We start from the raw sequence: 22,976 nt of genomic DNA on the forward strand, positions 1-22,976 counted from the left end.
GCCTCATAAAATTCTTTCGGGCAAGCCATGTGTCGATGGCATCGCGGGAAGGGTGCCGACGCAACGCACCAAGGGGCGCAACGCACATGGCCACGCAGGACCGGACATACGACGCCATCGTGGTGGGCGGCGGCCATAACGGACTGACGGCGGCCGCCTATCTCGCGCGAGCCGGGCGGTCGGTGCTGGTGGTGGAACGGCGGCCGATCGTCGGCGGCGCCTGCGTGACCGAGGAGGTGATTCCCGGCCACCGCGTGTCGTTCACCTCCTACATCGCCTCGATGCTGATGCCCACGGTCATCCGCGATCTCGATCTGGGATCGCATGGCCTGCGCATGGTCGCCTGCGATCCGATCCTGACGGTGCCGCTGGGCGATGGACAGATCATCCGCTGGTGGGCCGACCCCGAACGCACGGCGCGGGAAATCGCCCGCTTTTCTGTCAGCGACGGCGCGGCGTTTCTGGAAGTTGACCGCAAACTCAAGGCCTTGGCCGCCTATCTTCAACCGTTCTTTCTCGAACCGCCGCCGGATCTGGCGGCCAAGGGGCTGGACAAGCTGCGCGAAGGCTTGCGTCTGGCCCGGCGCTTCCGCAAGATCAACGGCGTCGAGATGGGGGAGATGGTCACTTTCCTCACCGGATCGCTCGGCGATTTCCTCGACCGCCATTTCGAGGCGGAGGAGACCAAGCGGATGATCCTGGCCAATAGCGTCTATGGCAAGCACGGCGGCCCTTACGAGCCGGGTTCCGCCGTGGGGATGCTGTTCCACCTGCTGTCGGGCGGCGATCACAGCGTGCAGGGCTTCAACGGGCACGTCATGGGCGGCATGGGCGCGATCACCGGCGCCATCGCGGCGGCGGCGCGCGGCTTCGGCGCGGACATCCTGACCGATGCGCCGGTCGCCCGGATCGATGTCGAACAGGGCCGCGCGACGGGCGTGACGCTGGCGGACGGCCGCTCCTTCCGGGCGGCTGTGGTGCTGTCGAACGCCGATCCCAAGCGCACCTTTCTGGGGCTGGTCGAGCCAGCGCACCTGCCGGCGGACTTCCGCGCCGATATTGCCGCGATCAAGATGGGCGGCCCGGCGGCCAAGCTCAATCTGGCGCTTTCGGGGGAGCCGACCGTGATCGGCCGCGCCCCCGATGCCTCGCCGCTGGAACGGTCGCTGCTGTCGATCGCGCCGACGCTGGAAGGCGCGCAGCGCTGCGCCGACATCGCCCGCTTCGGCGACATTCCCGAACACCTGTGGATCGATTGCGTGATCCCCAGTCTGGTCGACGACAGCCTGTGCCCGCCGGGCCACCACATGATGACCTGCTTTATCCAGTTCGTGCCCTACAAGCTGCGCGAAGGGACGTGGGACGATCATCGCGAGGCCTTCGCGGATTCGATCATCCAGCAGATCACGCGGCACATGCCCGATCTGCCCGAGAAGATCATCGGCCGCACCGTGCTCACCCCGCTTGACCTCGAGCGGACCTATGGCCTGACCGAAGGCAACATCTTCCACGGCGATCTGCATCCCGGAGCGCTGTTCTCGATGCGCCCCGTGCCGCGCTGGTCGCAATACCGGACGCCGGTGGAAGGGCTTTACCTCTGCGGGGCCGGCGCGCATCCGGGCGGCGGGGTGACCGGGGCGCCGGGGCACAACGCGGCGATGCAGGTCCTGCGGGACCGCAAGCGGCGGCGCCAACGCTGATGGCGGGCGGCGCGCACAACCCGCCCAAGGTGATGGGTGTCGCGGACCTCGCGCTGTTCTATATCGTTACCGGCGTCAGCCTGCGCTGGATCGCCACGGCGGCGGCGATGGGGCCAAGCTCCATCGTGGTGTGGCTGGGCGCGTTGCTGGGCTTCTATTTCCCGCTGGTCATGGCGGTGGTGGAGCTTTCCTCACGCTATCCGCAAGAAGGCGGGCTCTATGTCTGGACCCGGCAGGCGTTCGGTCCGTTCGCCGGCTTCATGGCGGGCTGGAGCTATTTCACCTCGAATCTGCCCTACTTCCCCAGCGTGTTCTATTTCGATGCCGGCAACGCGCTCTATATCGGGGGTGACCGGCTGCTGCACTTGCACAACAGCCCCCTGTTCTTCGTCGGCTTCTCGCTGATCGCGCTGGCCTTCATCACCTGGCTCAACATCGTGGGCCTGAAATTCGGCAAGTGGCTGCACAACATGGGGGCGATCGGCATGTGGCTGCCGGTGCTGATGGTGATCGGCCTCGCCGCAGTGGTGGGCTGGCGCTTCGGCCCGGTGACATCGTTTCCCGCCGCCTCTCTGGTGCCGACGTTCGACGTGCAGCACATGATCTTCTGGGCGGCGATCGCCTTCGCTTTGTCGGGTGCGGAAACCGCCTCGTTCATGAGCGGCGAGATCAAGGACCCGCGCCGCACGATCCCGCGCGCGCTGCCGATCGCCGGGCTGGTGATCGTCGGCTGCTATATTCTCGGCACCGTCGCGGTGCTGGTACTGATGCCGGCGGGGCAGGTCAGCAGCCTGCAAGGGCTGGTGCAGGCTGGCGCGGCAGGAGCGGAGCGGCTGGGCGTGGGCTGGATTGTCGTTCCGCTGGCGCTGCTCATCACCATCGGCAATCTGGGCGCGGCCAGCGGCTTCCTTTCCGCCTGCGCGCGCATTCCCTTCGCGGTGGGCATCGACCGGATGCTGCCCCCCGTCTTCGCCCGGGTTCACCCGCGCTGGGGCACGCCTTACGTGGCGTTGCTGCTGCAAGGCGGGCTGGGGGCGGTGTTCTGCATTCTGGGGCAGGCGGGAACGGGCGTGAAGGGCGCTTACGACGTGCTCGTCAGCATGGGCATCATCGCCGCGTTCCTGCCGTTCATGGGCGTGTTCCTGTCGGTGATCCGGCTGCAGCGCGAGCCGGCCGGCCCCGAGGTGACGCGCTTGCCCGGCGGCAAGGTGACCTCGATCGCGGTGGCCTCCATCGGCCTTGCCACCACGCTGGTCGCGCTGGTGCTGGCCGCCTTTCCGGCGCCGGACGAGCCCGACAAGCTGCTGGCGGTGATCAAGATCGCGGGCATGACCGCCGTTCTGCTGGGCACGGGCGCGCTGATCTACGGCCTCGGTAAGCGCAGCGCCCGCCGTGCGGAAGGCTTCCCCGATGCGGTCGATGCGCCTATCTCCTGAAGCGATCGTGCCGGGGGTATCCAGCCTCCGCCGTCCGGGGACCAGAATGACCGAAGCCGCCGCCATTGCCGAACGTCCGCCGCGCAAGCCGCGCGCCAAGCGTCAGCCACCCACCGTGCGGCGGCAGGACCTGCTGGCGATTACCGTAAGCTGCCTTGCGCGGCTGGGTCCGCGCGGCGCGACCGGGCGCGAAATCTGCCGGCAGGCGGGCGTCTCGCACGGCTTGCTGCGGCACTATTTCCAGAAGCCCGACAATCTCCTGTTCGAGACGTACGAACTGCTGTGCGATCAGCTTATCACCCATCTGGAGGAACAGGTGGGGGAGATCGGGACGACCCCGTGGGCCGCGCTCTCGCGCTTTTTCCAGGCCGCTTTCTCTAAGGAATGGGCCAGCGCGGACGTGATCGGCGCGTGGATGGCGTTCTGGCAACTCGCGCGCGGGCGCGAGGACTTCGCCATCGTCAGCGCCCGCTTCAACGCCCGCCAGCGCGCGCTGATGGAGCGAATCGTCCGGCAATTGCCGGGGGCCGGACAGGCCGTGCCCATCGTCGATTCGATCGCGGTCCTTTCGGCCGTGCTCGATGGCCTGTGGATCGAATTCTATCTGTCGGAGGAGCGCACCCCCAAAGATCGCTGCATCGCGCTGTGCGAGGTGACGGCCAAACGCCTTTTTTGCGCGTGAAAGATGCCTGCTTGCGTTGCCGGAAACGTTGTTGTACGAATGTACAACAAGATGCGGGGCGTGTCGGAATAGCCGGCGCGCCGCTGTTGGGGAACGCAGGCCCTGATGTGGTATGGGGCCTTGCTTATGGAGCCGCACTATGACCAAGCAGTATGACGCCGTAATCATCGGCGGCGGCCACAATGGCCTTGTTTGCGCCTACTATCTGGCCCGTGCGGGCAAATCGGTGCGCGTGCTGGAACGCCGCCCGATCGTGGGCGGCGCGGCCGTGACCGAGGAGTTCCATCCCGGCTTCCGCAATTCGGTAGCGAGCTACACCGTCAGCCTGCTGCAGCCCAAGGTCATTGCCGACATGCGGCTGGCCGAACGCGGCCTGCGCATCGTGGAGCGGCCGATTTCCAACTTCCTGCCCCAGCCCGATGGCGGCTACCTGAAGCTGGGTGGCGGGCTGGAGCGCACCCAGGCCGAATTCCGCCGCTTTTCCAAGCACGATGCCGATGCCCTGCCGGGCTATTACGAGGCGCTGGAAACCGTGGCCGACGTGCTGCGCGATCTGGCCCTGAAATCGCCGCCCAATATGGGCGAGGGCCTGCACACCCTGATTTCCGCGGCACGTCAGGGCCGTGGGTTGGCCAAGCTCAGCCTGTCGCAGCAGCGCGACGTGCTGGACCTGTTCACCAAGTCCGCGCGCACGTTCCTCGATTCCTGGTTCGAAAGCGAAGCGGTCAAGGCCGCGTTCGGCTTCGACGCGGTGGTCGGCAACTTCGCCAGCCCGGATACGCCCGGTTCCGCCTATGTCCTGCTGCACCACGTCTTCGGCGAGGTGAACGGCAAGAAGGGGGCCTGGGGCCACGCCATCGGCGGCATGGGCGCGATCACCCAGGCGATGCGCGCGGCGTGCGAGGAAGCCGGCGTGGAGATCACGCTGGAAGCGCCGGTGGCGCGCGTGCTGGTCGACAATGGCCGCGCGGTGGGCGTGAAGCTGGAAGGCGGCGCGGAAGTCATGGGCGGCGCTGTGGTCTCCAACGTCGGCCCGCGCCTGCTCTATGATCACTTGATCGCGTCCGAGGATCTCGAGCCTGAGTTCCGTCGCCGTGTGAAGGGCTTCAAGGTCGGTTCGGGCACCTTCCGGATGAACGTGGCGCTGTCGGAATTGCCGCGCTTCGCCTGCCTGCCGGAACCGGGCGAGCACCACCAGTCGGGCATCATCATCGCGCCGACGCTGGACTACATGGACCGCGCCTATATCGACGCCAAGCTGACCGGCATGGCGCGGGAGCCGATCGTCGAAATGCTGATCCCCTCGACCGTGGACGACAGTCTCGCGCCTCCGGGGCAGCATGTCGCCAGCCTGTTTTGCCAGCAATTCGCTCCCGAACTGCCCGATGGCGGCAGCTGGGACGACGCGCGCGAGCAAGCGGCGGATCTTATCATCGATACGGTCGAACGCTGGGCGCCGGGCTTCAAGGCATCGGTCCTCGCGCGGCAGATTCATTCGCCGCTCGATCTCGAACGCAAGTTCGGCCTGACGGGCGGGGATATCATGCACGGCAACATGTCGCTCGATCAGCTGTGGTCGGCCCGCCCGTTCCTGGGCAACGGCGCCTATCGCGGGCCGCTCAAGGGCCTGTACCTGTGCGGTGCCGGCACCCATCCCGGCGGCGGGGTGACCGGTGCGCCCGGCCACAACGCCGCGCGCGAGATTCTCGGCGAGAAAAGCCTGTGGCGGCGCCTGACCCGCGCGGCATGAGGCATCGGCCGGCGTGAGCGCGGCGCCGACGACGCCCTCGGTCGAGGAGGCCCTGGCCCACGCCCGGGAGCTTCTCGGCCGCGCGCCGTCGCTGGCCGCGCGCCAGGCAGCCGAAATCCTGCGTGTCGTGCCGGGCCACGCGGCGACGCTGGCCGTGCTGGGCGAGGCGCTGGCGGCGCAGGGGAAGGTCGGTCCCTCGATCGCGGCGCTGCGGCAAGCGTTGTCGAAAGACCCGCTGAGGCCCGATGTCTGGCGTCTGTTGGCGGCGCAACTGGCGCAGGCCGGGGATTTCGCGGGCGTGGGCATGGCGCAGGCGGCGGAACTGCGCGCCTCGGTCCACCATCCCCGTCTCCAGCAGGCGGCGCAGGCGCTGGTCGCCAATGACATCCCCATCGCCGAACGCCTGCTCAAGGCGCACTTGCGCGAGGATGACCGCGATATAGCGGCGCTGCGGATGCTGGCCGAAGTAGCGGGGCGGATCGGCCGCTACGACGATGCGCGCACGCTTCTGGAACATGCGCTGGAGATCGCCCCCACGTTCGCTCCAGCGCGCTTCAACCTTGCGCTTGTCCACTATCGCCAGCAGCGTTTCGCGCAGGCGCTGGAGCAGATTGAACGTTTGCTGGAAGCCGAGCCGGGGCACCCCGCCTACGGCAACCTCAAGGCCGCCGCGCTGACCATGATCGGAGAGACGGATGCGGCCGTCGATCTGTTCGAGGATGTTCTGGCGGCTCGCCCGGACCAGCCGCGCATCTGGACCAGCTATGGGCACAGCCTGAAGACGGTGGGCCGGCAGGACGACAGCGTCGCCGCCTATCGCCGGGCGATCGATCTGGAACCCCGGCTGGGCGAGGCTTGGTGGAGTCTGGCCAACCTCAAGACCGTGCGGTTCGGGGCCGAGGATATCGCCGCGATGGAAGCCGCGCTCGCGCGCGACGACCTATCGGCCGAGGATCGTTTCCATCTGCATTTCGCGCTGGGCAAGGCGCAGGAAGATGCCCGCGCCTACGAACCCTCTTTCGCGCACTATGCCGAGGGCAACCGCCTGCGCCGCAGCGCGATCGAGCACGTGCCGGCGACGCGGCGCGTGGAGCGGATGCGCGCGATGCTGACGCCCGATGTGTTCGCCGCGCGGGCGGGGCAGGGCGATCCGGCGCGCGATCCGATATTCGTGCTGGGCATGCCACGCGCGGGATCGACGCTGATCGAGCAGATCCTGTCATCGCATTCCGCCGTCGAAGGCACGCAGGAACTGCCGGACATCCGCGCCATTGCCGGCAATCATGCCGGCGCGGATCGCGACGACTATCCTGCCGGCCTGCTCGCGCTTGATCCCGCGCGTCTGGCGGCGATGGGGGCCGAATACCTCGAACGTACCCGTGTCCATCGCCGGACTGGGCGGCCATTGTTCATCGACAAGATGCCCAACAACTGGCTGCACGTGCCGCTGATCCACCTGATACTGCCCAATGCCACGATCATCGATGCGCGCCGCCATCCGATGGCCTGCTGCTTTTCCAACTTCAAGCAGCACTTCGCGCGCGGCCAGGCGTTCTCCTACGACCTCGCCGAAATGGGTCGCTATTACGCCGATTACGTCGCGCTGATGGACCATGTCGACGCGGTGCTGCCGGGCCGGGTTCACCGCGTTCACTACGAAGCGATGGTCGCCGATACCGAGGGCGAGGTGCGCCGCCTGCTCGATCATGTGGGGCTGCCGTTCGAGCCGGCGTGCCTGCGCTTTCACGAAAACGCGCGCGCGGTGCGGACGGCCAGTTCCGAACAGGTGCGCCGGCCGATCTTCCGCGAGGGGCTGGACCAGCACCGCCATTACGAAGCCTGGCTTGGGTCTCTCAGGGACGCGTTGGGGCCTGTGCTGGAGCGCTATCCCTACCCGATGTGAAAAAGGTCAGACCGCCGCGCGTTCGCGGATGAAGGCGGCGACGGCGTCTGGCGCGGTGACCGGGATCATGTGGCCGCCGGGGATCAGCCGCAACGTGGCGTCGGGCAGCGCCGCGGCCGTGCGTTCGCCATGCAGCGTGGGATCGAGAATCGCGTCCTGTTGCGCGAAGAGGATTCCCGTGGGCGTGCGTGTTTCGGAATAGCGCGCGGCGAGCGCGGCCATCTCGTCGCCAACGCCGCTCGCCTCGCTGGAGGTGCTCCACACCGCCGACGGACGCAGGCCGAGCGCGCCGCCGCCTGCCGTGACGAAATCCGCGGGCGGCGTCTCCGGCGCGAAAACGGCAGCCAATGTCTGTTCGCCGCGAAGCTGACCGATCGGCACCGCCAGCGTCCACGATACGATCCTGCGGGCGACGGGCGAGGGGATGACGAGGCCCTTGAATACGTCCGGCACCTCGCTGATGGGCTGGGTCAGCGGGCATATCAGCACGAGGCCCGAGATCAGATCGGGGAACTCCTGTGCCAGTTGCAGGGCAAGCGCGCCGCCCAGCGAATGCCCGACCACCAGCGGCTTTTCGAGGCCCAGCGTGCGGATGAAGCTGGCGACGATGCGCGCCTGCCTTTGCAGGGTCGGAAGTCCGTCACCGCTGTATTCAGAATAGCCGTAGCCCGGCCGGTCGATCGCGATGACGCGGAAATCGCTTTCCAGCCGCGAGACCAGCGAATGCGTGAAATTGTGCAACTGTCCGCCCAGACCGTGGATCAGCACGATCGGCCGCCCGGTTCCGCGTTCGACGTAATGGAGGCGCGCGCCTTCCACTTCCGCGATTTTTCCCGCCCGCGGAATCATCCGCGAAACGCGTGCGCTGCTGAAAGCGGTCCAGCCGACCAGACCGCCAACGACGGCGGCAGCGGTGGCGAGCGAAGCGGTGACGAGCGAGGCCATGGCAAGCAGCCTATCGGCCATGTTTTCCAGCGCAAGCGAAATGGTGAAAGCCCCGAAACAGGCGGTGCTGGTGCGATTTCACGCGCCTTTGTGTCGGCAGCAATACTTCCTCACATTCGCGAGCGGATCAGGAAATGCCGCATGCGTTAGCCCGGAATCATCAGTATTTCGGGAGTTTTGAGATGATCGTTATGACTCTGGTTGCCATGGCCTCCGCCGCTGTTTCCTCGCCTTCGGCCCAGCCGGGCTGCGCGGCGCAGGCCGGCGGACGCGCGATAGTCTGCGGTGCGCCTGCCGCGGCGCCTTCCGCCAAGCGCGTCGCCGACGCGACGCCCACGGTGACGCGGGTGTGCAATCCGCATCCCGGCAAGGACGTGGCCTGCGCCGCGCATCGCGCACGCGATCTTGATGCCCGCCGTCTGGCCGCAAATGTGCCGGCCGGGCACGCAGCGCACTGACGTTTGCGCCATGTTCCCGCCCGCGCTGTGGCGCGACGCGGGAACATGGCTGCACAGCTGCCGCTATAACTGGCGCACGGCGATGATTGCGGCGTGGACCCGCAATCCCTATTGTCCCCGGCAATGAAGAGTGTTGATACCTTCCGATGACCGCCCCTTCGATCGTACTGGTTGAGGACGATGCGCCCTTGCGCACGTTGACGTCGCGCGCGTTGCGCGAACATGGCTACCATGTCCGCGCCGCCGCGACCGGCGCCGAAATGTGGGTGCTGCTGGAAAACGAGCCGGCTGACCTCGTGGTGCTGGACATCATGTTGCCGGGCACCAGCGGTATCGATTTGCTGCGCCGACTGCGCAAGACCAGCGAAGTGCCGGTCATATTCGTCAGCGCGCGGGGCAGCGAAGAGGATCGCGTGCTGGGGCTGGAACTGGGCGCGGACGATTACCTGGCCAAGCCCTTCGGCACGCGTGAACTGATCGCGCGGATCGGCGCGGTGCTGCGCCGCCATGGCGCCCCCACGGATGACGCGGCGGAGCCACGGTCCAGCGAGATCCGCTTCCTGGGCTGGACGCTCTCGGTCGCCCGGCGCGAACTGCGCTCGCCCTCGGGCGCAATCGTCGACCTCACCGGCGCGGAGTTCGATCTGCTCGCGGCCTTCCTCGGCCAGCCGCAGCGCGTGATCGGGCGGGAGCGCCTGATCGAATTGTCGCGCACGCGCCTGGCCGATAGCTCCGACCGCAGCGTGGACGTGCTGGTCAGCCGCCTTCGCCGCAAGCTGTCCGCCGCCGGCGGGCAGGCGCCGATCGTGACCGTGCGGGGCATCGGCTATATGCTGAGCGCCGAGGTGGAGCGCGCTTGAACGGTTTTCGCCGCTTCCTGCAGAAGTTTGGAGGCGGCATGGGATTGCCCGGCCGGCTGCTCGCGATTCTGCTGCTGGTGGCGACGATCGATTTCGTGGCCAATTCGATCGTGCTCGATCGCGCCAACGATTTCGCGCTGCGCGAGGATGATGCCGCGCGCATGGCCGAGCACCTGACCATCGCCTATCGCGTGATCGAACGGACCGAGCCGGCCAACCGCAGCGTTGTGGCGCGCGAACTGAGCACCGAGCGGTTCAGCGTCCGCTGGTCCGCCCAGCCCGACACGCTGCCGACCACGGTCAGCCTGACCCGCCTGCGCGCGCAGGTGCTGGCGTTCGAACCGGACCTGGGCAAGGTTGATCTGCGGATGCACCTGCTGCCCTTGCGCGGGCAAGGGGACATCGGCGGTTCGATGACGCTGTCCGACCGCTCCTACCTCACCTTCCGCACGTTCAGTCGATCCGCCTGGACACTCAACCTGGGGCGTGTGGGGCAGACGGTGCTGCCCACGGCCTTGCTGGCGTTGCTGGCCTGGTTCCTGTTCCGCACCACGCTGCGGCCGCTGGCCACGCTGGTGCAGGCAACGCGCCGGGTCGGCTCGGCGCAGCCGCAGTCGTTGCCCGAGACCGGCCCGGCCGAAGTGCGCGAGCTGATCCACGCGTTCAACGCCATGCAATTGCGCATCCACGAGCTGCTGGCGCGGGGATCGCAGACCCTGCTGGCGATCGGCCACGATCTGCGCACGCCGCTGGCGCGGCTGCAATTGCGGCTGGACAATGCCGCGATCGATCCGGCGGCCCATCAGGAAATGAGCCGCGATATCGACGAGATGCGCGATCTGCTCGCCTCGTTGCAGGTCTTCGTGGAATCGGGGGACGATCGCACCGCGCAGCAGCGCATCGATGTGGCGGCCATGGTGCAGACACTGGTCGATGCCGCATCGGACCGGGGCGCGGATGCGGTCTATGCCGGGCCGGACAGTCTGGACATGGTGGCGCGCCCGGTGGCCGTGCGCCGTTCCGTTTCCAACCTGATCGAGAACGCGCTGCACTATGGCGGCAACGTCCGCGTCGCGGTGCGCGACCGGGGCGATCTTATCGAGATCGAAGTGGCCGATGATGGCCCCGGCATCCCCGACGATCAACTGGAGGAAGTGCTTCAGCCGTTCGTGCGGCTCGATAATGCCCGTTCGCGCGATACGCCAGGGATGGGGTTGGGCTTGCCCATCGTCCACCGCGCAATCCGGTCCGAAAACGGCCGGCTGCATTTGCGCAATGCCCCGCAAGGCGGCCTTCGCGCGACCATCCGTCTGCCACGCGTGCCCGATTGAGCCGCCGTTGCTGCGGAGCAACAATTTCTTACAGTCCTGCGGAACAACGGAAAAACCACCCGCTTAGCTTGGGGACAAGCCCGGAGTGCAAAGAGCCGGGCATCCTCTGTTTTGCAGGAGTTGACCGTGAACGAGCTTATCGGCCGGGTCTTCAGTTTCGAAAAGACCGTGTTCCCCGACAAGGGCGAACTGTTCCACAAGCTGGCGCATCACGGCCAGTCACCCAAGGCCTTGATGATTTCCTGCGCGGATTCGCGCATCGTGCCGGAGCATATTCTCCAGGCGGAACCGGGCGAACTGTTCGTGTGCCGCAATGCCGGAAACATCGTGCCCCCGTTCGCGACGATGAACGGCGGCGTTTCCTCGACCGTCGAATATGCCGTGGCCGCGCTCGGCGTCAGCGACATCATCGTCTGCGGCCATTCGGACTGCGGCGCGATGAAGGCGCTCTCCGACCCCTCGATGCTCGACGGGATGCCCAACGTCGCGGCCTGGCTGCGCCACGGCGCGGCCGCGGAGCACATTGTCAGCACTGGCTCGCCGCACCTTCACGGGACGGAGCGGGTGCGCGCGCTGAGTCTTGAGAACGTGATCGCGCAGATCAATCACTTGCGCACCCACCCGTCGGTCGCCGCCGCGATCGCGCGGGGCGAAATGGCGCTCCACGGCTGGTTCGTGGACATCCACGCGGGCCAGGTGCTGGGGCTGGACGGCGTGACCGGCCAGTTCGTGCCGATGCGCGAGGATCAGCCGCTTCCCGTCGCCCTGCCGGCCGCGCGCCGCATTTCTGCCGAAGGCCCGCTGGCGGAGGCTGCCGAATGAGCCAGATGGCGGAAAGCCAGACGGTGGGGCGGGGGCCGTTCGCGCACATCGCGCGCGATTTCACCGCGTCGATCGTCGTGTTCCTGGTCGCGATGCCCCTGTGCATGGGCATCGCGATCGCATCCGGCGTGCCGCCCGAAAAGGGACTGGTGACCGGGATCATCGGCGGCATCGTCGTGGGTATGCTGGCGGGGTCGCCCCTGCAGGTAAGTGGCCCGGCGGCGGGCCTTGCCGTGATCGTGTTCGAATTCGTGCGCGATTACGGCATGTCCGCGCTGGGGCCGGTGCTGGTGATCGCGGGGCTGGTGCAGTTCCTGGCGGGCGTCGTGCGCATGGGCGGGTTGTTCCGCGCGATTTCGCCGGCGGTGGTCCACGGGATGCTCGCCGGGATCGGCGCGCTGATCGTGGTCGGGCAGTTCCACATCCTGTTCGACGCCAAGCCGCTGTCCAATGGCATGGAGAACCTGGCCGCCATTCCCGGCCGCGTCCTGGGCCTTGAACCGTGGAGCCTGCGCGCCACCGAATTCGCGCTGATGATCGGCCTGCTCACCATCGGCGTGATGATCGCCTGGGAAAAGCTGCGTCCGGCTTCGCTCAATCTGGTGCCGGCGGCGCTGCTGGGCGTGGTCACGGCCACGCTGGTCGCCTACTTCTTCCAGCTGGACGTGGCGCGCATCCAGGTGCCGGAATCGATCGCGGCGGCGTTCGCCTTGCCCGATACCGGCGTCTTCGGCGTGCTGGCCAACCCCGGCCTGATTGTCACCGCGGTGGCCATCGCCTTCATCGCCAGCGCGGAAACGCTGCTGTCGGCGGCGGCGGTCGACCGGATGCACGATGGCGTGCGCACCGATTACAACAAGGAACTGCGCGCACAGGGCGTGGGCAACTTCCTGTGCGGCGTGTTCGGTGCGCTGCCGATGACCGGTGTGATCGTCCGCAGTTCCGCCAACGTGCAGGCCGGCGCGAAGACCCGGATGTCCACCGTCTTGCACGGCATCTGGATTCTCGGCTTCGTGGCGCTGCTGCCCTGGCTGCTGCGCGAGGTGCCGATGGCGGCGCTGGGCGCGGTGCTGGTGGTGACCGGCTGGAAGCTGGTGAGCCTCGATCATGTGCGCCACCTGTTCCATGCGCACGGCCTGCTGCCGGCGGCGATCTGGGTCGTCACCTTCGTGCTCGTGGTCGCGACGGACCTGCTGACGGGTGTTCTGGTTGGCCTCGCCATGTCGCTGCTCGAACTGGTGCCCTATCGCCGCAACCTCAAGCTCAAGGTGGATGAGAGCCACGACGAGCATGAATCGCACGTCGCGCTGGAAGGCACGGCCACGTTCCTGAGCCTGACCAAGCTGACGGGCGCGCTGGAGCGCCTGCCGGCCAACCGTCCGGTCCGGCTCGACCTCGATGGCCTGAAGGGCATGGACCACACGACCGCCGAAACGATGAGCGAATGGCTTGCCCGCCGGCGCAAGACCGGCGCGCCGGTTCATGTCGAAGGTTCGGAGGACATCCGCCGCCTTATCGCTGCCGCCGCCTGAAATCCCCGTGGTGGCAGTTGCTTGCGGGGCGTGTTCCGGGAGAACGCGCCCCGTCTTTTTTGTTCGTTTGCGCGGCACGCGCTGCGGCCCCAACAAGGGACATCGACAAGCGGCAGAGCGCGGGGCATCATGGCATGATGATCCCGCGCATGCCGTGTCTTGTCCTCGCGCTGGCCTGCGCCGCTACCCCGGTTCCCGCCGCTTTGGCCGCGCCCCCGCCCGCGCAGGCCGCCAGCTTGCAAGATCAGGTGGAGCAGGTTCTCGCCACCGCGCCCGCCGGCACGCGCTTCGGCCTGCTGGTCACGACGGCGGATGGGCGCGAGATCGTGGCGATCAACCCGGACGCGCGTTTCATCCCCGCATCCAACACCAAGCTGTTCACCACGATCGCGGCCTATGCCATGCTGCCGGGCATCGACGCGCCGGATGCGCAAGGTGGCGCGGCGGTGGCGCTGGAAGCGGGCGGCGACGTGGCGCTCTATGGGCACGGCGATGCCCGCCTGTCTTCCGCGCCCGATTGTGCCGAGGATTGCCTTGCCACGTTGGCCGATGCGGTCGCCGCGCGGACGCGCAAGGTCCGCGACGTGATCGGCGACGATCGCTGGTTCCCGGACGAGCGCTGGAGCACCGGCATGAGCTGGAACAACCAGGTGACCGAATCCGGCACCGGTATCTCCGCGCTCTCGCTGGACGACAACGCGCTGGAACTCGTGGTCCAGGGCGCGGCCGGCGAGCAGACGCCGCAGGCGACGCTGCCCTATTATCGCCTGCGCAACGAAGCCGTGACCGTGGAAGGAGGTACGCGGGCGCTGGCCTTCGACCGCGCGCCGAACGGAGACGAATTGCGGCTGGCTGGCACGATCCCGGCGGGCGTGTCGTGGCGCTATCGCGTCGGGATCGACGATCCCGCGCACTATGCCGCCAGCCGGTTGCGTGCCCTGCTGGAAGCGCGCGGCGTGAAAGTGACCGGCGCCGTCCGCGTGCGCCATCGTCCCGCCACGCCGCTTGACGATCCCCGCCAGCGTGGCACCCGGCCTGTGCCCGCGGCGCCGGAACCCGTGTTCCTGGCACGCCTTTCCCCGCCGGCGCTTGCCGCCGACGTGATGCGGATCAACAAGGACAGCCAGAACCTCCACGCCGAACTGTTGCTGCGGCGGATCGGCCGGCTTTCGGGAAGCGGATCGGTGGCCGATGGACTTGCCGCGCTGCGCGGGGTGCTGGCGCAGGCCGGGTTGCCGCGCGCCGGCTACGACTTTTTCGATGGCTCGGGCATGTCGACCTACAACCGCGCCAGCCCGCGCGCGACGGTGCTGTTGTTGCGCTGGGCCGCCGGCCAGCCCTGGGGCGCGGCGTGGCGGGCGACGCTGCCGGTGGGCGGCGTGGATGGCACCCTGAAGAACCGTTTCGCCGCGACGCCGCTGCAGGGCGCGATCTTCGCCAAGACCGGTTCGCTCAACGCCAGCAACGCGCTTTCAGGCTTTCTTCGGGCGGCGAGCGGGCAGGAACTGATCTTCTCGATCTATGCCAACGACGTGCCCGATGGCGTATCCGCCTTGCCCGCGCTGGACCGCGCCGTGCAACTGATCGCGGCCCAGAACTGACGCCTGAACTGATGCCTGAACTGACGGGCGCAAGAGAGCACTTGACCCTCGGGAGCCGACGCCCTCTAAGCGTTTCCTGCTATCGCGAAGGGAGAGATACGCATGTTCACGCACGTGATGTTGGGCAGTAATGACATTGCCCGCTCCAAGAAGTTCTACGACGCCACGTTCGCCGCGTTCGGCGGGCCGGAAGGCGTGACCGACCCCAAGGGCCGGCTCATCTACCAGCACAACGGGGGCATCTTCATCCTGACCCTTCCGATCGATGGAAAGCCTGCCTGCTTCGCCAACGGCGGGACCGTCGGTTTCGGGATGACGCCGGACCAGGCGAATGCATGGCATGCCGCTGGCGTGGCCAATGGCGGCACGGCGTGCGAAGACCCGCCGGGACCGCGCGAAGGCAGCCCGTACTACCTCGCCTATCTGCGCGATCCGGACGGCAACAAGCTGTGCGCGCTGCACGTTCTGGGCTGACCGGATGACGCTTGAGACGGTTTCGACGAGCAAGGCGTACGGCGGCACGCTGGGCGTCTATGCGCACGCTTCGACCGCGACGGGGACGGGAATGACCTTTTCGGTCTTCCTGCCCCCGCAGGCAGAAGCAGGGGCGGGCGCCAAGCTGCCGGTGTTGATCTACCTTTCGGGGCTGACCTGCACGCATGCGAACGTCACCGACAAGGGCGAATACCGCAAGGCCTGCGCCGAACGCGGCATCGTCTTTGTCGCGCCCGATACCTCGCCGCGTGGCGAGGGCGTGGCCGACGATCCGGCGGGCGCTTATGATTTCGGGCTGGGTGCGGGCTTCTACGTCAACGCCACGCAGGCGCCGTTCGCGCCGCATTACCGGATGTGGGATTACATCGCCGAGGAGCTGCCGGCGCTGCTGGCGGCGAACTTCCCTGTCGATCTCGATCGCATGGGCATTACCGGGCATTCGATGGGCGGCCATGGGGCGCTGACGCTGGGCCTGACCTATCCGGACAAGTTCAAGTCGCTGTCGGCCTTCGCGCCGATTGTCGCGCCGGGGCAAGTGCCGTGGGGCCACAAGGCGCTGGGCGGCTATCTGGGTGATGACAGGGCCGCGTGGCGCGCGCACGATGCGACCGCGCTGGTCGAGGACGGCAGGCGTCCGGCGGGCGACATTCTCGTTGATCAGGGCGGTGCGGACCAGTTCCTCGCCGAACAGCTTCGGCCCGAACTGTTCGAGGCGGCCTGCAAGGCGGCGGACGTGGCGCTCACGCTGCGGATGCAGCCAGGCTACGACCACAGCTACAACTTCATTTCCACCTTCATGGAAGACCACGTGCGCTGGCACGCGGAACGGCTTTAGGTTGCGCTATCCTGTCCCCCTTCCGTAACGGGAGGAGGACAGGGCCATCCGGGTCTATTGGCGCACGTCCTTCGCCACGGCATCGAGCAGACCGTTGACGAACTTCGCCTCGCGCTCCTCGAAAAAGGCGTGGGCGACATCGACGTATTCGGTGATCACCGTGCCGACGTTCACGTCGCGCCGGGCCAGCAGCTCGTAGGTGCCGGCGCGCAGCACCTGGTGCATCGTGCGATCCAGCCGCGAGAGCGACCAGCCCTGTGCGAGACGCGCGGTGAGCAGGCCGTCGATCTCGTCGCGGCGGGCGTCCACGCCCTTCACGATATCGTCGAAAAAGCTCACGTCGGCAGCGAGATACTCGACGTCCTCGATCTCCGCGCCCAGCCGGTGCTGGTGGAATTCGTCCAGCAGCAGCCGCAGCTCGGGCTTTTCCATCTCAAGCTGATAGAGCGCCTGCACCGCCGCCAGGCGAGCGGCGGAACGGGCCTGGCCCGGCGCGCGGCCGTTGCGGACGGTCATATGCCGAGCCTCAGTTCGATCGAGCGGGCATGGGCGGTCAGCCCTTCGGCGTTGGCAAGTTGAATGGCGGCGTGGCCGACGGCATCGAGACCGGCGTCACTCACCGCAATGAAGCTGGTGCGTTTCATGAAATCCAGAACAGAAAGGCCCGACGAGAAGCGCGCGCGGCGCCCGGTGGGCAGGACATGGTTGGGGCCGGCGACGTAATCGCCGATGGCCTCGGGCGTGTTACGTCCGAGGAAGACGGAGCCGGCATGGCGAATCTGGGCGAACAGCGCTTCGGGATCGTCAGTCGCGATCTCGACGTGTTCGGCGGCAAGGCGATTGGCGAGGGCGGGGGCCTCGTCCAGCGAATCGACGACGATGATAACGCCGTGCGCGTCCCAGCTGGCCTTGGCGACCTTGGCCTTGGGCAGCATGGCGATCTCCACCCCCACCATGTCGGCCACCATGTCGGCGAACTTCGCATCGTCGGTAATCAGGATCGATTGCGCGGCAGGGTCGTGCTCGGCCTGGCTGAGCAGATCGGCGGCGATCCACTGCGGATCATTCTTCGCGTCGGCGATCACGAGGATTTCGGACGGGCCGGCCACCATGTCGATCCCGACCACGCCGTAGAGCTGTCGCTTGGCTTCGGCCACCCAGGCATTGCCGGGGCCGGTGATGACGTCCACGGGCCGGATGCGGCCGGTGCCATAAGCGAGCGCGGCGATCGCCTGCGCGCCGCCCACGCGCCAGACCTCGTCCACCCCGGCAAGGTGCGCGGCGGCCAGCACCAGCGGATTGATCTCGCCCTTGGGGGTGGGCGTGGCGATGACTAGCCGCTCCACGCCCGCGACCTTGGCGGGAATGGCGTTCATCAGCAGGGACGATGGATAGGCGGCGCGGCCGCCCGGCACGTAAAGCCCCGCGCCATCGACCGCCCGCCACTTCGCGCCGAGCCGGATGCCGGCATCATCGACGTAGTCGCGATCCTGCGGCCGTTGTGCCTCGTGGTAGGTGCGGATGCGCTGGGCGGCCAGTTCCAGCGCTGCGCGCAAGTCTGGCGCCAGCGTCTCGAACGCGTCGCGGCACGCCTCGGGCGCGATGCGCCAGTCGTCATCGCCGGGCAGGTGGTTGTCGAACCGCTCGGTATATTCGGCCAGCGCCGCATCGCCGCGCAGGCGCACGTCCTCGATGATCGTCTGCACGTCGCGTGCGACGTTCTCGTCGCTTTCGCGCCGGTCCTTGACCAGCCGGGTGAAGGCCCTGCCGAAATCGGGATCGCTGGACTTGAGCCGGAGCATCAGGCCGCCTTCCTTTCCGCCACCAGCGCGCGAAACGCATCGATCAGGCCGCCCAGCCGGGCGCTGTCGGTCTTCAGCGCGGCGCGGTTGACGATCAGCCGCGCCGAAACCGGCATGATCCGGCTGGTTTCGACAAGGCCGTTGTCCTTCAGCGTGCGGCCGGTGGAAACGAGGTCCACGATGCGGCTGGCCAGCCCCAGCGAGGGCGCCAGCTCCATCGCGCCGTTGAGCTTCACCACTTCGGCCTGCACGCCCAGCTTCTCGAAGTGCCGCCGCGTGAGGTTGGGATACTTGGTGGCGACGCGGGCGTGGCTTTCGCGGGTCACGTCCGCCGCCCCGTCCACCGCGACCGGCTCGGCCACGGAAAGCCGGCAATGCCCGATATCGAGATCGACCGGCGCGTAAAGATCGGCATAGTCGAACTCATCGATCACGTCGGACCCGACGATGCCGGCCTGCGCCGCGCCATGCGCCACGAACGTCGCCACGTCGAAGGCGCGGACGCGGATGATCTTCACGTCCGGCTGGTTCGTCGCGAAGCTCAGCGCGCGGGAGTTCTTGTCATGGAACTCCGGCTCGGGCACCACCCCGGCTTGCGCGAGCAGGGGCAACGCTTCATCGAGGATGCGGCCCTTGGGCAGGGCAAAGACGAGCTGCGAAGCGGTCGGTGCGGCTGGAGTCATAACCGGCCGCCCATATGGCGAGCGGGCGCAAAGGGCAAGGAAAGCTGGCGATGACAGGAAAATATGAATTCGTCGATATGCAGGCGACGGGCATGGATGCCATCGCCACCGCCTTCGCCAACCAGGTCGCCTATTGCCTGAATGCCGGCGCGCCGGTGACCGCGCGGGTCTGCGCCGCAGTGGCGCAACTGCTGGAGCGCGGGGAACGCGGGCCGCTGCTCGACCGGATTCGCGGGTGGCAGGGCGCGCCGCTGGCCGATGCGCTGCCGTTGCGCGTGGCGGGCGCGCTTCATGGGCTGCACCTGTCCGGCCGCGCGCCGGCGCTGGCCGCACTCTACGCCGGGGCGCAGGACATCGACGACGCGGCGATCATCGCGGGGGTGATCGCCGCGCATGACGCGGACCTTCAGCCCTGGCTCGATGGGCCTCCGCAGACCAACGAGGCGGGGCGCTCCGCCAATTTCGTCGCGGCGATGCTGTGGCTGGCCGACCAGGGCCTGCCGCCGCGCTTACAGTGCCTGGAAATCGGATCGAGCGGCGGGATCAACCTGATGCTGGCGCGCTACCACTATGCGCTGGGCGGCGTGAACGTGGGGCCGGAGCCGGGCGCGTTGCGGATCGCCCCCGTATGGCAGGGCGCGCCACCGCCGGCGCGCGCCATCGAGATCGCGTCCACGCGCGGCTGCGACGTCGCCCCGGTCGATCTGGCGGACCCGGCGCAGGCCCTGCGGCTCAAGGCGTTCGTCTGGCCGGAAATGACCGAGCGTTTCCAGCGGCTGGAAGCGGCCATCGATGCCGCGCGCGCCGCTCCGCCCGATCTGGTGAAGATGAACGCCGCCGATTTCGTCGAGGCGGAACTGGCCAGGCCGCAAGCAGCGGGCACCACGCGCGTGCTGATGCATTCGATCGTCTGGCAATATGTGCCCGTCGACCAGCAGGAGCGCGTTACCGCCGCCATGGAGGCGGCCGGTGCGCGCGCTTCGGCGGAGAAGGCGCTGGCGTGGATAGCACTCGAGGCCAACCGCGAAATTCACCTGCACGAACTTGTCGTGCGCTATTGGCCGGGCGACGGCGCCCCGCGCATGCTGGCGCGGGCGCATCCGCACGGCACCTCGATCGACTGGCGCGGCTGAACCGGCTGGCGAAAGCCGGTGCCCGGGTTCAGCCCTGCGCGAACCGGCTTTTCCAGCCGCCGTGATAGGAGCCCCATTCCCACACCGCCACCACGGCAAGCACGATGACGCTCACGCCGACGAAGGCCAGCGCCAGGGGATGCATCAGCCATGCCCACAGGCCCGCCACGGCGAGCAGAAAGCAGCCCGCCAGATGCGACGGCGGGAAGACCCTGAGCGGGCTGGAGAAGCGTTTGAACAGGCCGTTGCCGAGCAGATAGACCAGAAGCCCGCCGCATTGCGTCAGCACCAGTCCCGGCTCCGTGTGACCAGCCGGTTCTTCGAGCAGCAGCGCGTCGGCCACGGCGCTGACGACGATTCCGGCCACGATCGGCATGTGCAGGTAGGTGTAGGCCGCGCGCGCCACGCGTCCCGCTTCGGCGTGGTGTTCGATGTGCTCCGCCCCGCGCTGGGCGCCCGTGTCGAAATAGACCCACCACATCAGCACGGACCCGATGAAGGCGAGCAGGAACGCCAGCACATGCGCCGGATCGTGCGTGGCCTCGGCAAAGTTCGCGCCGGTTACGACAATGCCTTCACCGAGCGCGATGATGACGATCAGCCCGCCGCGTTCGGCCATGTGGCTGCCCGAGATGTTCCAGTCGCCCGGAGTCGAACGGCCCAGCCCGGGCGTGCGGAACCACATCACCGGTCCCAGATATTCGATCAGCAGCGCGGCGAACCACAGCGCGATCCGCGTGCCATGCGGATCGGCCAGCGCCCCGGCGATCCACAGCGGCGCGGGCAGCGCGAACCAGAACGCGATGCGCGTCATGTTGCGGGCGGCGTCCTGGTCCTCGTCCCGCATGATCAGCACCGTCATCAGCGAGCGGCCGAGCTGGACAGCGACGTAGCTCGCCGCGAACAGCAGGCCGGTTTCGCCGAACGCATCGGGCAGGGCGACCGAAACCAGCAGGCTGCCCAGCATTACCGCGATCAGCATCAACCGCACCGGCCCGCGTTCCGGATCGGTCCAGTTGGTGACCCAGGCGGTGTAGATCCACGCCCACCACACCGCCAGGAACAGGCAGGCCGCTTCCAGCAGCCCCATCCACGAAAGATGGTGCAGCAAGGTGTGCGAAAGCTGCGTGATCGCGAAGACGTAAACGAGATCGAAGAACAGTTCGAGGTTGCTTACCGGGGCGTGCCCACCGCCATGATTGCGCATCAGCGGGCGCTTGCCGGAGGGGGCTTGCTCGTGCTGTTCAGCCATCGGACCTCTTGAATTCGGTACGGGCGAAGAAGCTGTCGATCGCCGCGTTCACTTCCTCGGGCGCTTCCCATGGCACGAAGTGCCCGCAATCGGGAATCCTTTCGATCGTCAGATCGGGGATACCGGACTCCAGCCCTTCGAGATTGGCGGGCGGCAGTGCCAGATCGTCGAGCGCCCAGATCACCAGCGTCGGGATGTTGAGCGGTGGCAGCGGCGGCGGCGTGAAGCCGTCCGGCAGCGCATAGGGCGCGTCGAGCGGGGGCACGTCGATGGGGCTGCCGCGATACCAGTTGAGCATCGCGATGCTCGCGTCGGCATCCTGCCAGTCCCGCATCAATGCATCGCGTTCTTCCGGCTCCATCACTGGCGACCGCTTCCAGTCGAGCGCCTTCATCAGCAGCGCGGCAAGGCCATGTTCGCGCACCAGCGCGTCGTTCGCCCGATCGCGGAAGGCGCGCATGTATTGGCTGGCCGCGCGCTGGACGGGATCGAGATAGAGCAGCTTCTGGAACACACCGGGGTGCGGGGCGTTGGCGATCACCGCGCGCGTCACGCGCGTGCCCTGGCCCATCAACGCCACGCCCCAGGCGATCGCGCCGCCCCAGTCGTGGCCGAGCACGGTGAACTTGTCGACGCCCAGCGCGTCCGCCAGCAGGAAGATATCGCCGATCAGCTTGTCCGGCGTGTAGTTTTCGACGCCTTCGGGCTTGGACGATCCGCGATAACCGCGCTGGTCGGGCGCGATGCAGCGATAGCGCGCCGAAAGATGCGCAACCTGGTGGCGCCAGGTGCGGTGCGATTCGGGAAAGCCGTGCAGGAAGATCAGGACCGGGGCATCCCTTGGCCCCACGTCCACCACGTCCAGTTCGATTCCGTTGGCAAGCGTGATCCGCTGCTGTTCCATGCTGGTTACCCCTCCCGTTGCATCTTTTCCGCGTACCCGGCGGCCATCATCGCGGCGACCTGGTCAAACAGCGCGTCGGGCGTGCGGCGCAGCTCGCCCATCTGCTGCTCGATCCCGCGCGCGATCACGATTTCGCGTTCATCGCGCAGGATTGCCGCCAGCATCTCGGCAACGGCATCCTCCGGCGCGATGCCGTTCTCGATCGCGTGATCGCTGGCGCCGCGCAGGCTGCCATCGGCGGTCATCGCGTTGCGCGATACGTTGGTGCGGACCGAACCCGGCGCAATGACGTGAACCTTCAGCCCCAGGTGCGCGGTTTCGGCGCGCAAGGCGTCGGCATAGCCGATCAGGCCGAACTTGGCGGCACAATAGGCCGTCCGCATCGGCACGCCGACCTTTCCGGCGACGCTCGACATCATGACAAAACGACCTTCGCCCCGTTCCACCATGCGCGGCAGCAGGGCTTGCGTCAGCGCGATGGGGGCCAGCAGGTCGATGCCTACGATATGGTCATAGACCGAAAAGGCTGTGTCGACTGCGAGCGAACGCTGGCTGAGCCCGGCATTGTTGACCAGCATGTCCACGCCGCCGCTTCTTGCCAGCGCCCATTCCCACGCGGCGGCCACGGCCGCATCGCGCGCGTCCGCATCGCCAACATCGAAAGGCAGCACCAACGCATTCCCGCAATCGGCCGCCACTTCTTCAAGCGCGGCGGCGTTACGGCCGGACAGGATCAGATGCGCGCCGTCCTTCGCCAGCGCCCGCGCCATCGCCGCGCCGATGCCGGAGGATGCGCCTGTGATCCACACGGTTTGTCCGTTGAACGTCATCCTCTCCGCTTCCTCTCGTTAT

The 22,976-nt window shown here is 67.6% G+C and carries 21 protein-coding genes; 14 read left to right on the forward strand and 7 right to left on the reverse strand.

Features of this window, described 5'->3' with window-relative positions:
* Positions 1–86 precede the first annotated feature (86 nt).
* The 5 genes from EH199_RS06075 (at position 87) to EH199_RS06095 (ending at position 7,471) form a co-directional block, all read left to right on the forward strand.
* The gene (locus tag EH199_RS06075; RefSeq protein WP_190287159.1) at positions 87–1,700 is read left to right on the forward strand and encodes an NAD(P)/FAD-dependent oxidoreductase; all 1,614 of its coding nucleotides are present in this window, start codon (positions 87–89) and stop codon (positions 1,698–1,700) included.
* Positions 1,700–3,136, forward strand: a complete 1,437-nt coding sequence (locus tag EH199_RS06080; RefSeq protein ID WP_124808389.1) for an APC family permease — start codon at positions 1,700–1,702, stop codon at positions 3,134–3,136. The genes EH199_RS06075 and EH199_RS06080 overlap by 1 nt, the downstream gene beginning before the upstream one ends.
* Before the next feature lie 46 nt (positions 3,137–3,182).
* Positions 3,183–3,818: a TetR family transcriptional regulator C-terminal domain-containing protein gene (locus tag EH199_RS06085; protein ID WP_158454022.1), complete on the forward strand. Its 636-nt coding sequence runs from the start codon at positions 3,183–3,185 to the stop codon at positions 3,816–3,818.
* Positions 3,819–3,957: 139 nt separating this feature from the next.
* Positions 3,958–5,568: an NAD(P)/FAD-dependent oxidoreductase gene (locus tag EH199_RS06090; RefSeq protein WP_124808391.1), complete on the forward strand. Its 1,611-nt coding sequence runs from the start codon at positions 3,958–3,960 to the stop codon at positions 5,566–5,568.
* A 304-nt stretch (positions 5,569–5,872) separates the two neighbouring features.
* Positions 5,873–7,471 (forward strand): sulfotransferase, encoded by a 1,599-nt coding sequence (locus EH199_RS06095; RefSeq protein WP_223806509.1) that lies wholly within the window; start codon positions 5,873–5,875, stop codon positions 7,469–7,471.
* Positions 7,472–7,477: 6 nt separating this feature from the next.
* Here EH199_RS06095 and EH199_RS06100 read toward each other — a convergent pair whose 3' ends face one another.
* Complete coding sequence (locus tag EH199_RS06100; RefSeq protein ID WP_223806496.1) at positions 7,478–8,437, reverse strand: alpha/beta fold hydrolase; 960 nt, start codon at positions 8,435–8,437, stop codon at positions 7,478–7,480.
* A gap of 161 nt (positions 8,438–8,598) precedes the next feature.
* Here EH199_RS06100 and EH199_RS06105 point away from each other — a divergent pair, with 161 nt between their 5' ends.
* The 8 genes from EH199_RS06105 (at position 8,599) to fghA (ending at position 16,350) form a co-directional block, all read left to right on the forward strand.
* Entirely contained in the window at positions 8,599–8,874 is a 276-nt protein-coding gene (locus EH199_RS06105) for a hypothetical protein (protein ID WP_124808393.1), read from the forward strand.
* Positions 8,875–9,020: 146 nt separating this feature from the next.
* Entirely contained in the window at positions 9,021–9,734 is a 714-nt protein-coding gene (locus tag EH199_RS06110) for a response regulator transcription factor (protein WP_124808394.1), read from the forward strand.
* Positions 9,731–11,065 carry an ATP-binding protein gene (locus tag EH199_RS06115; RefSeq protein WP_223806497.1) on the forward strand — a complete coding sequence of 445 codons (1,335 nt, stop codon included), beginning with the start codon at positions 9,731–9,733 and terminating at the stop codon, positions 11,063–11,065. The genes EH199_RS06110 and EH199_RS06115 overlap by 4 nt, the downstream gene beginning before the upstream one ends.
* Positions 11,066–11,191: 126 nt before the next feature.
* A complete protein-coding gene (locus EH199_RS06120) occupies positions 11,192–11,887 on the forward strand; it encodes a carbonic anhydrase (RefSeq protein WP_124808395.1) in 696 nt (231 codons plus the stop codon).
* Positions 11,884–13,419, forward strand: coding sequence for a SulP family inorganic anion transporter (locus EH199_RS06125; protein ID WP_124808396.1), 1,536 nt, complete (start codon positions 11,884–11,886; stop codon positions 13,417–13,419). The genes EH199_RS06120 and EH199_RS06125 overlap by 4 nt, the downstream gene beginning before the upstream one ends.
* Before the next feature lie 134 nt (positions 13,420–13,553).
* The gene (gene dacB, locus EH199_RS06130) at positions 13,554–15,020 is read left to right on the forward strand and encodes a D-alanyl-D-alanine carboxypeptidase/D-alanyl-D-alanine-endopeptidase (RefSeq protein WP_223806498.1); all 1,467 of its coding nucleotides are present in this window, start codon (positions 13,554–13,556) and stop codon (positions 15,018–15,020) included.
* A gap of 102 nt (positions 15,021–15,122) precedes the next feature.
* Entirely contained in the window at positions 15,123–15,494 is a 372-nt protein-coding gene (locus tag EH199_RS06135; RefSeq protein ID WP_124808397.1) for a VOC family protein, read from the forward strand.
* Between the two features lie 4 nt (positions 15,495–15,498).
* On the forward strand, positions 15,499–16,350 hold the full coding sequence (gene fghA / locus EH199_RS06140) for an S-formylglutathione hydrolase (RefSeq protein ID WP_124808398.1): 852 nt from the start codon (positions 15,499–15,501) through the stop codon (positions 16,348–16,350).
* A 54-nt stretch (positions 16,351–16,404) separates the two neighbouring features.
* Here fghA and nusB read toward each other — a convergent pair whose 3' ends face one another.
* The 3 genes from nusB to hisG are packed head-to-tail and all read right to left on the reverse strand — an operon-like array spanning position 16,405 to position 18,835.
* Positions 16,405–16,866 carry a transcription antitermination factor NusB gene (gene nusB, locus EH199_RS06145; protein WP_124808399.1) on the reverse strand — a complete coding sequence of 154 codons (462 nt, stop codon included), beginning with the start codon at positions 16,864–16,866 and terminating at the stop codon, positions 16,405–16,407.
* Positions 16,863–18,152, reverse strand: coding sequence for a histidinol dehydrogenase (gene hisD, locus EH199_RS06150; protein WP_124808400.1), 1,290 nt, complete (start codon positions 18,150–18,152; stop codon positions 16,863–16,865). The genes nusB and hisD overlap by 4 nt, the downstream gene beginning before the upstream one ends.
* Positions 18,152–18,835, reverse strand: coding sequence for an ATP phosphoribosyltransferase (gene hisG, locus EH199_RS06155; protein ID WP_124808401.1), 684 nt, complete (start codon positions 18,833–18,835; stop codon positions 18,152–18,154). Before hisG ends, hisD begins: the two co-directional genes overlap by 1 nt.
* 50 nt (positions 18,836–18,885) lie before the next feature.
* Here hisG and EH199_RS06160 point away from each other — a divergent pair, with 50 nt between their 5' ends.
* Entirely contained in the window at positions 18,886–19,968 is a 1,083-nt protein-coding gene (locus EH199_RS06160; RefSeq protein ID WP_124808402.1) for a DUF2332 domain-containing protein, read from the forward strand.
* 28 nt (positions 19,969–19,996) lie between these two features.
* Here EH199_RS06160 and EH199_RS06165 read toward each other — a convergent pair whose 3' ends face one another.
* From EH199_RS06165 to EH199_RS06175, 3 genes are read right to left on the reverse strand one after another with little or no spacing between them, the layout of a single operon-like run.
* Positions 19,997–21,220 (reverse strand): low temperature requirement protein A, encoded by a 1,224-nt coding sequence (locus tag EH199_RS06165; RefSeq protein WP_124808403.1) that lies wholly within the window; start codon positions 21,218–21,220, stop codon positions 19,997–19,999.
* Entirely contained in the window at positions 21,213–22,124 is a 912-nt protein-coding gene (locus tag EH199_RS06170) for an alpha/beta fold hydrolase (protein WP_124808404.1), read from the reverse strand. The genes EH199_RS06165 and EH199_RS06170 overlap by 8 nt, the downstream gene beginning before the upstream one ends.
* Positions 22,125–22,129: 5 nt before the next feature.
* Positions 22,130–22,954: an SDR family NAD(P)-dependent oxidoreductase gene (locus EH199_RS06175; RefSeq protein WP_124808405.1), complete on the reverse strand. Its 825-nt coding sequence runs from the start codon at positions 22,952–22,954 to the stop codon at positions 22,130–22,132.
* Between the last annotated feature and the right edge of the window lie 22 nt (positions 22,955–22,976).

It is taken from the genome of Novosphingobium sp. LASN5T (assembly GCF_003856955.1).
GTDB lineage: Bacteria > Pseudomonadota > Alphaproteobacteria > Sphingomonadales > Sphingomonadaceae > Novosphingobium.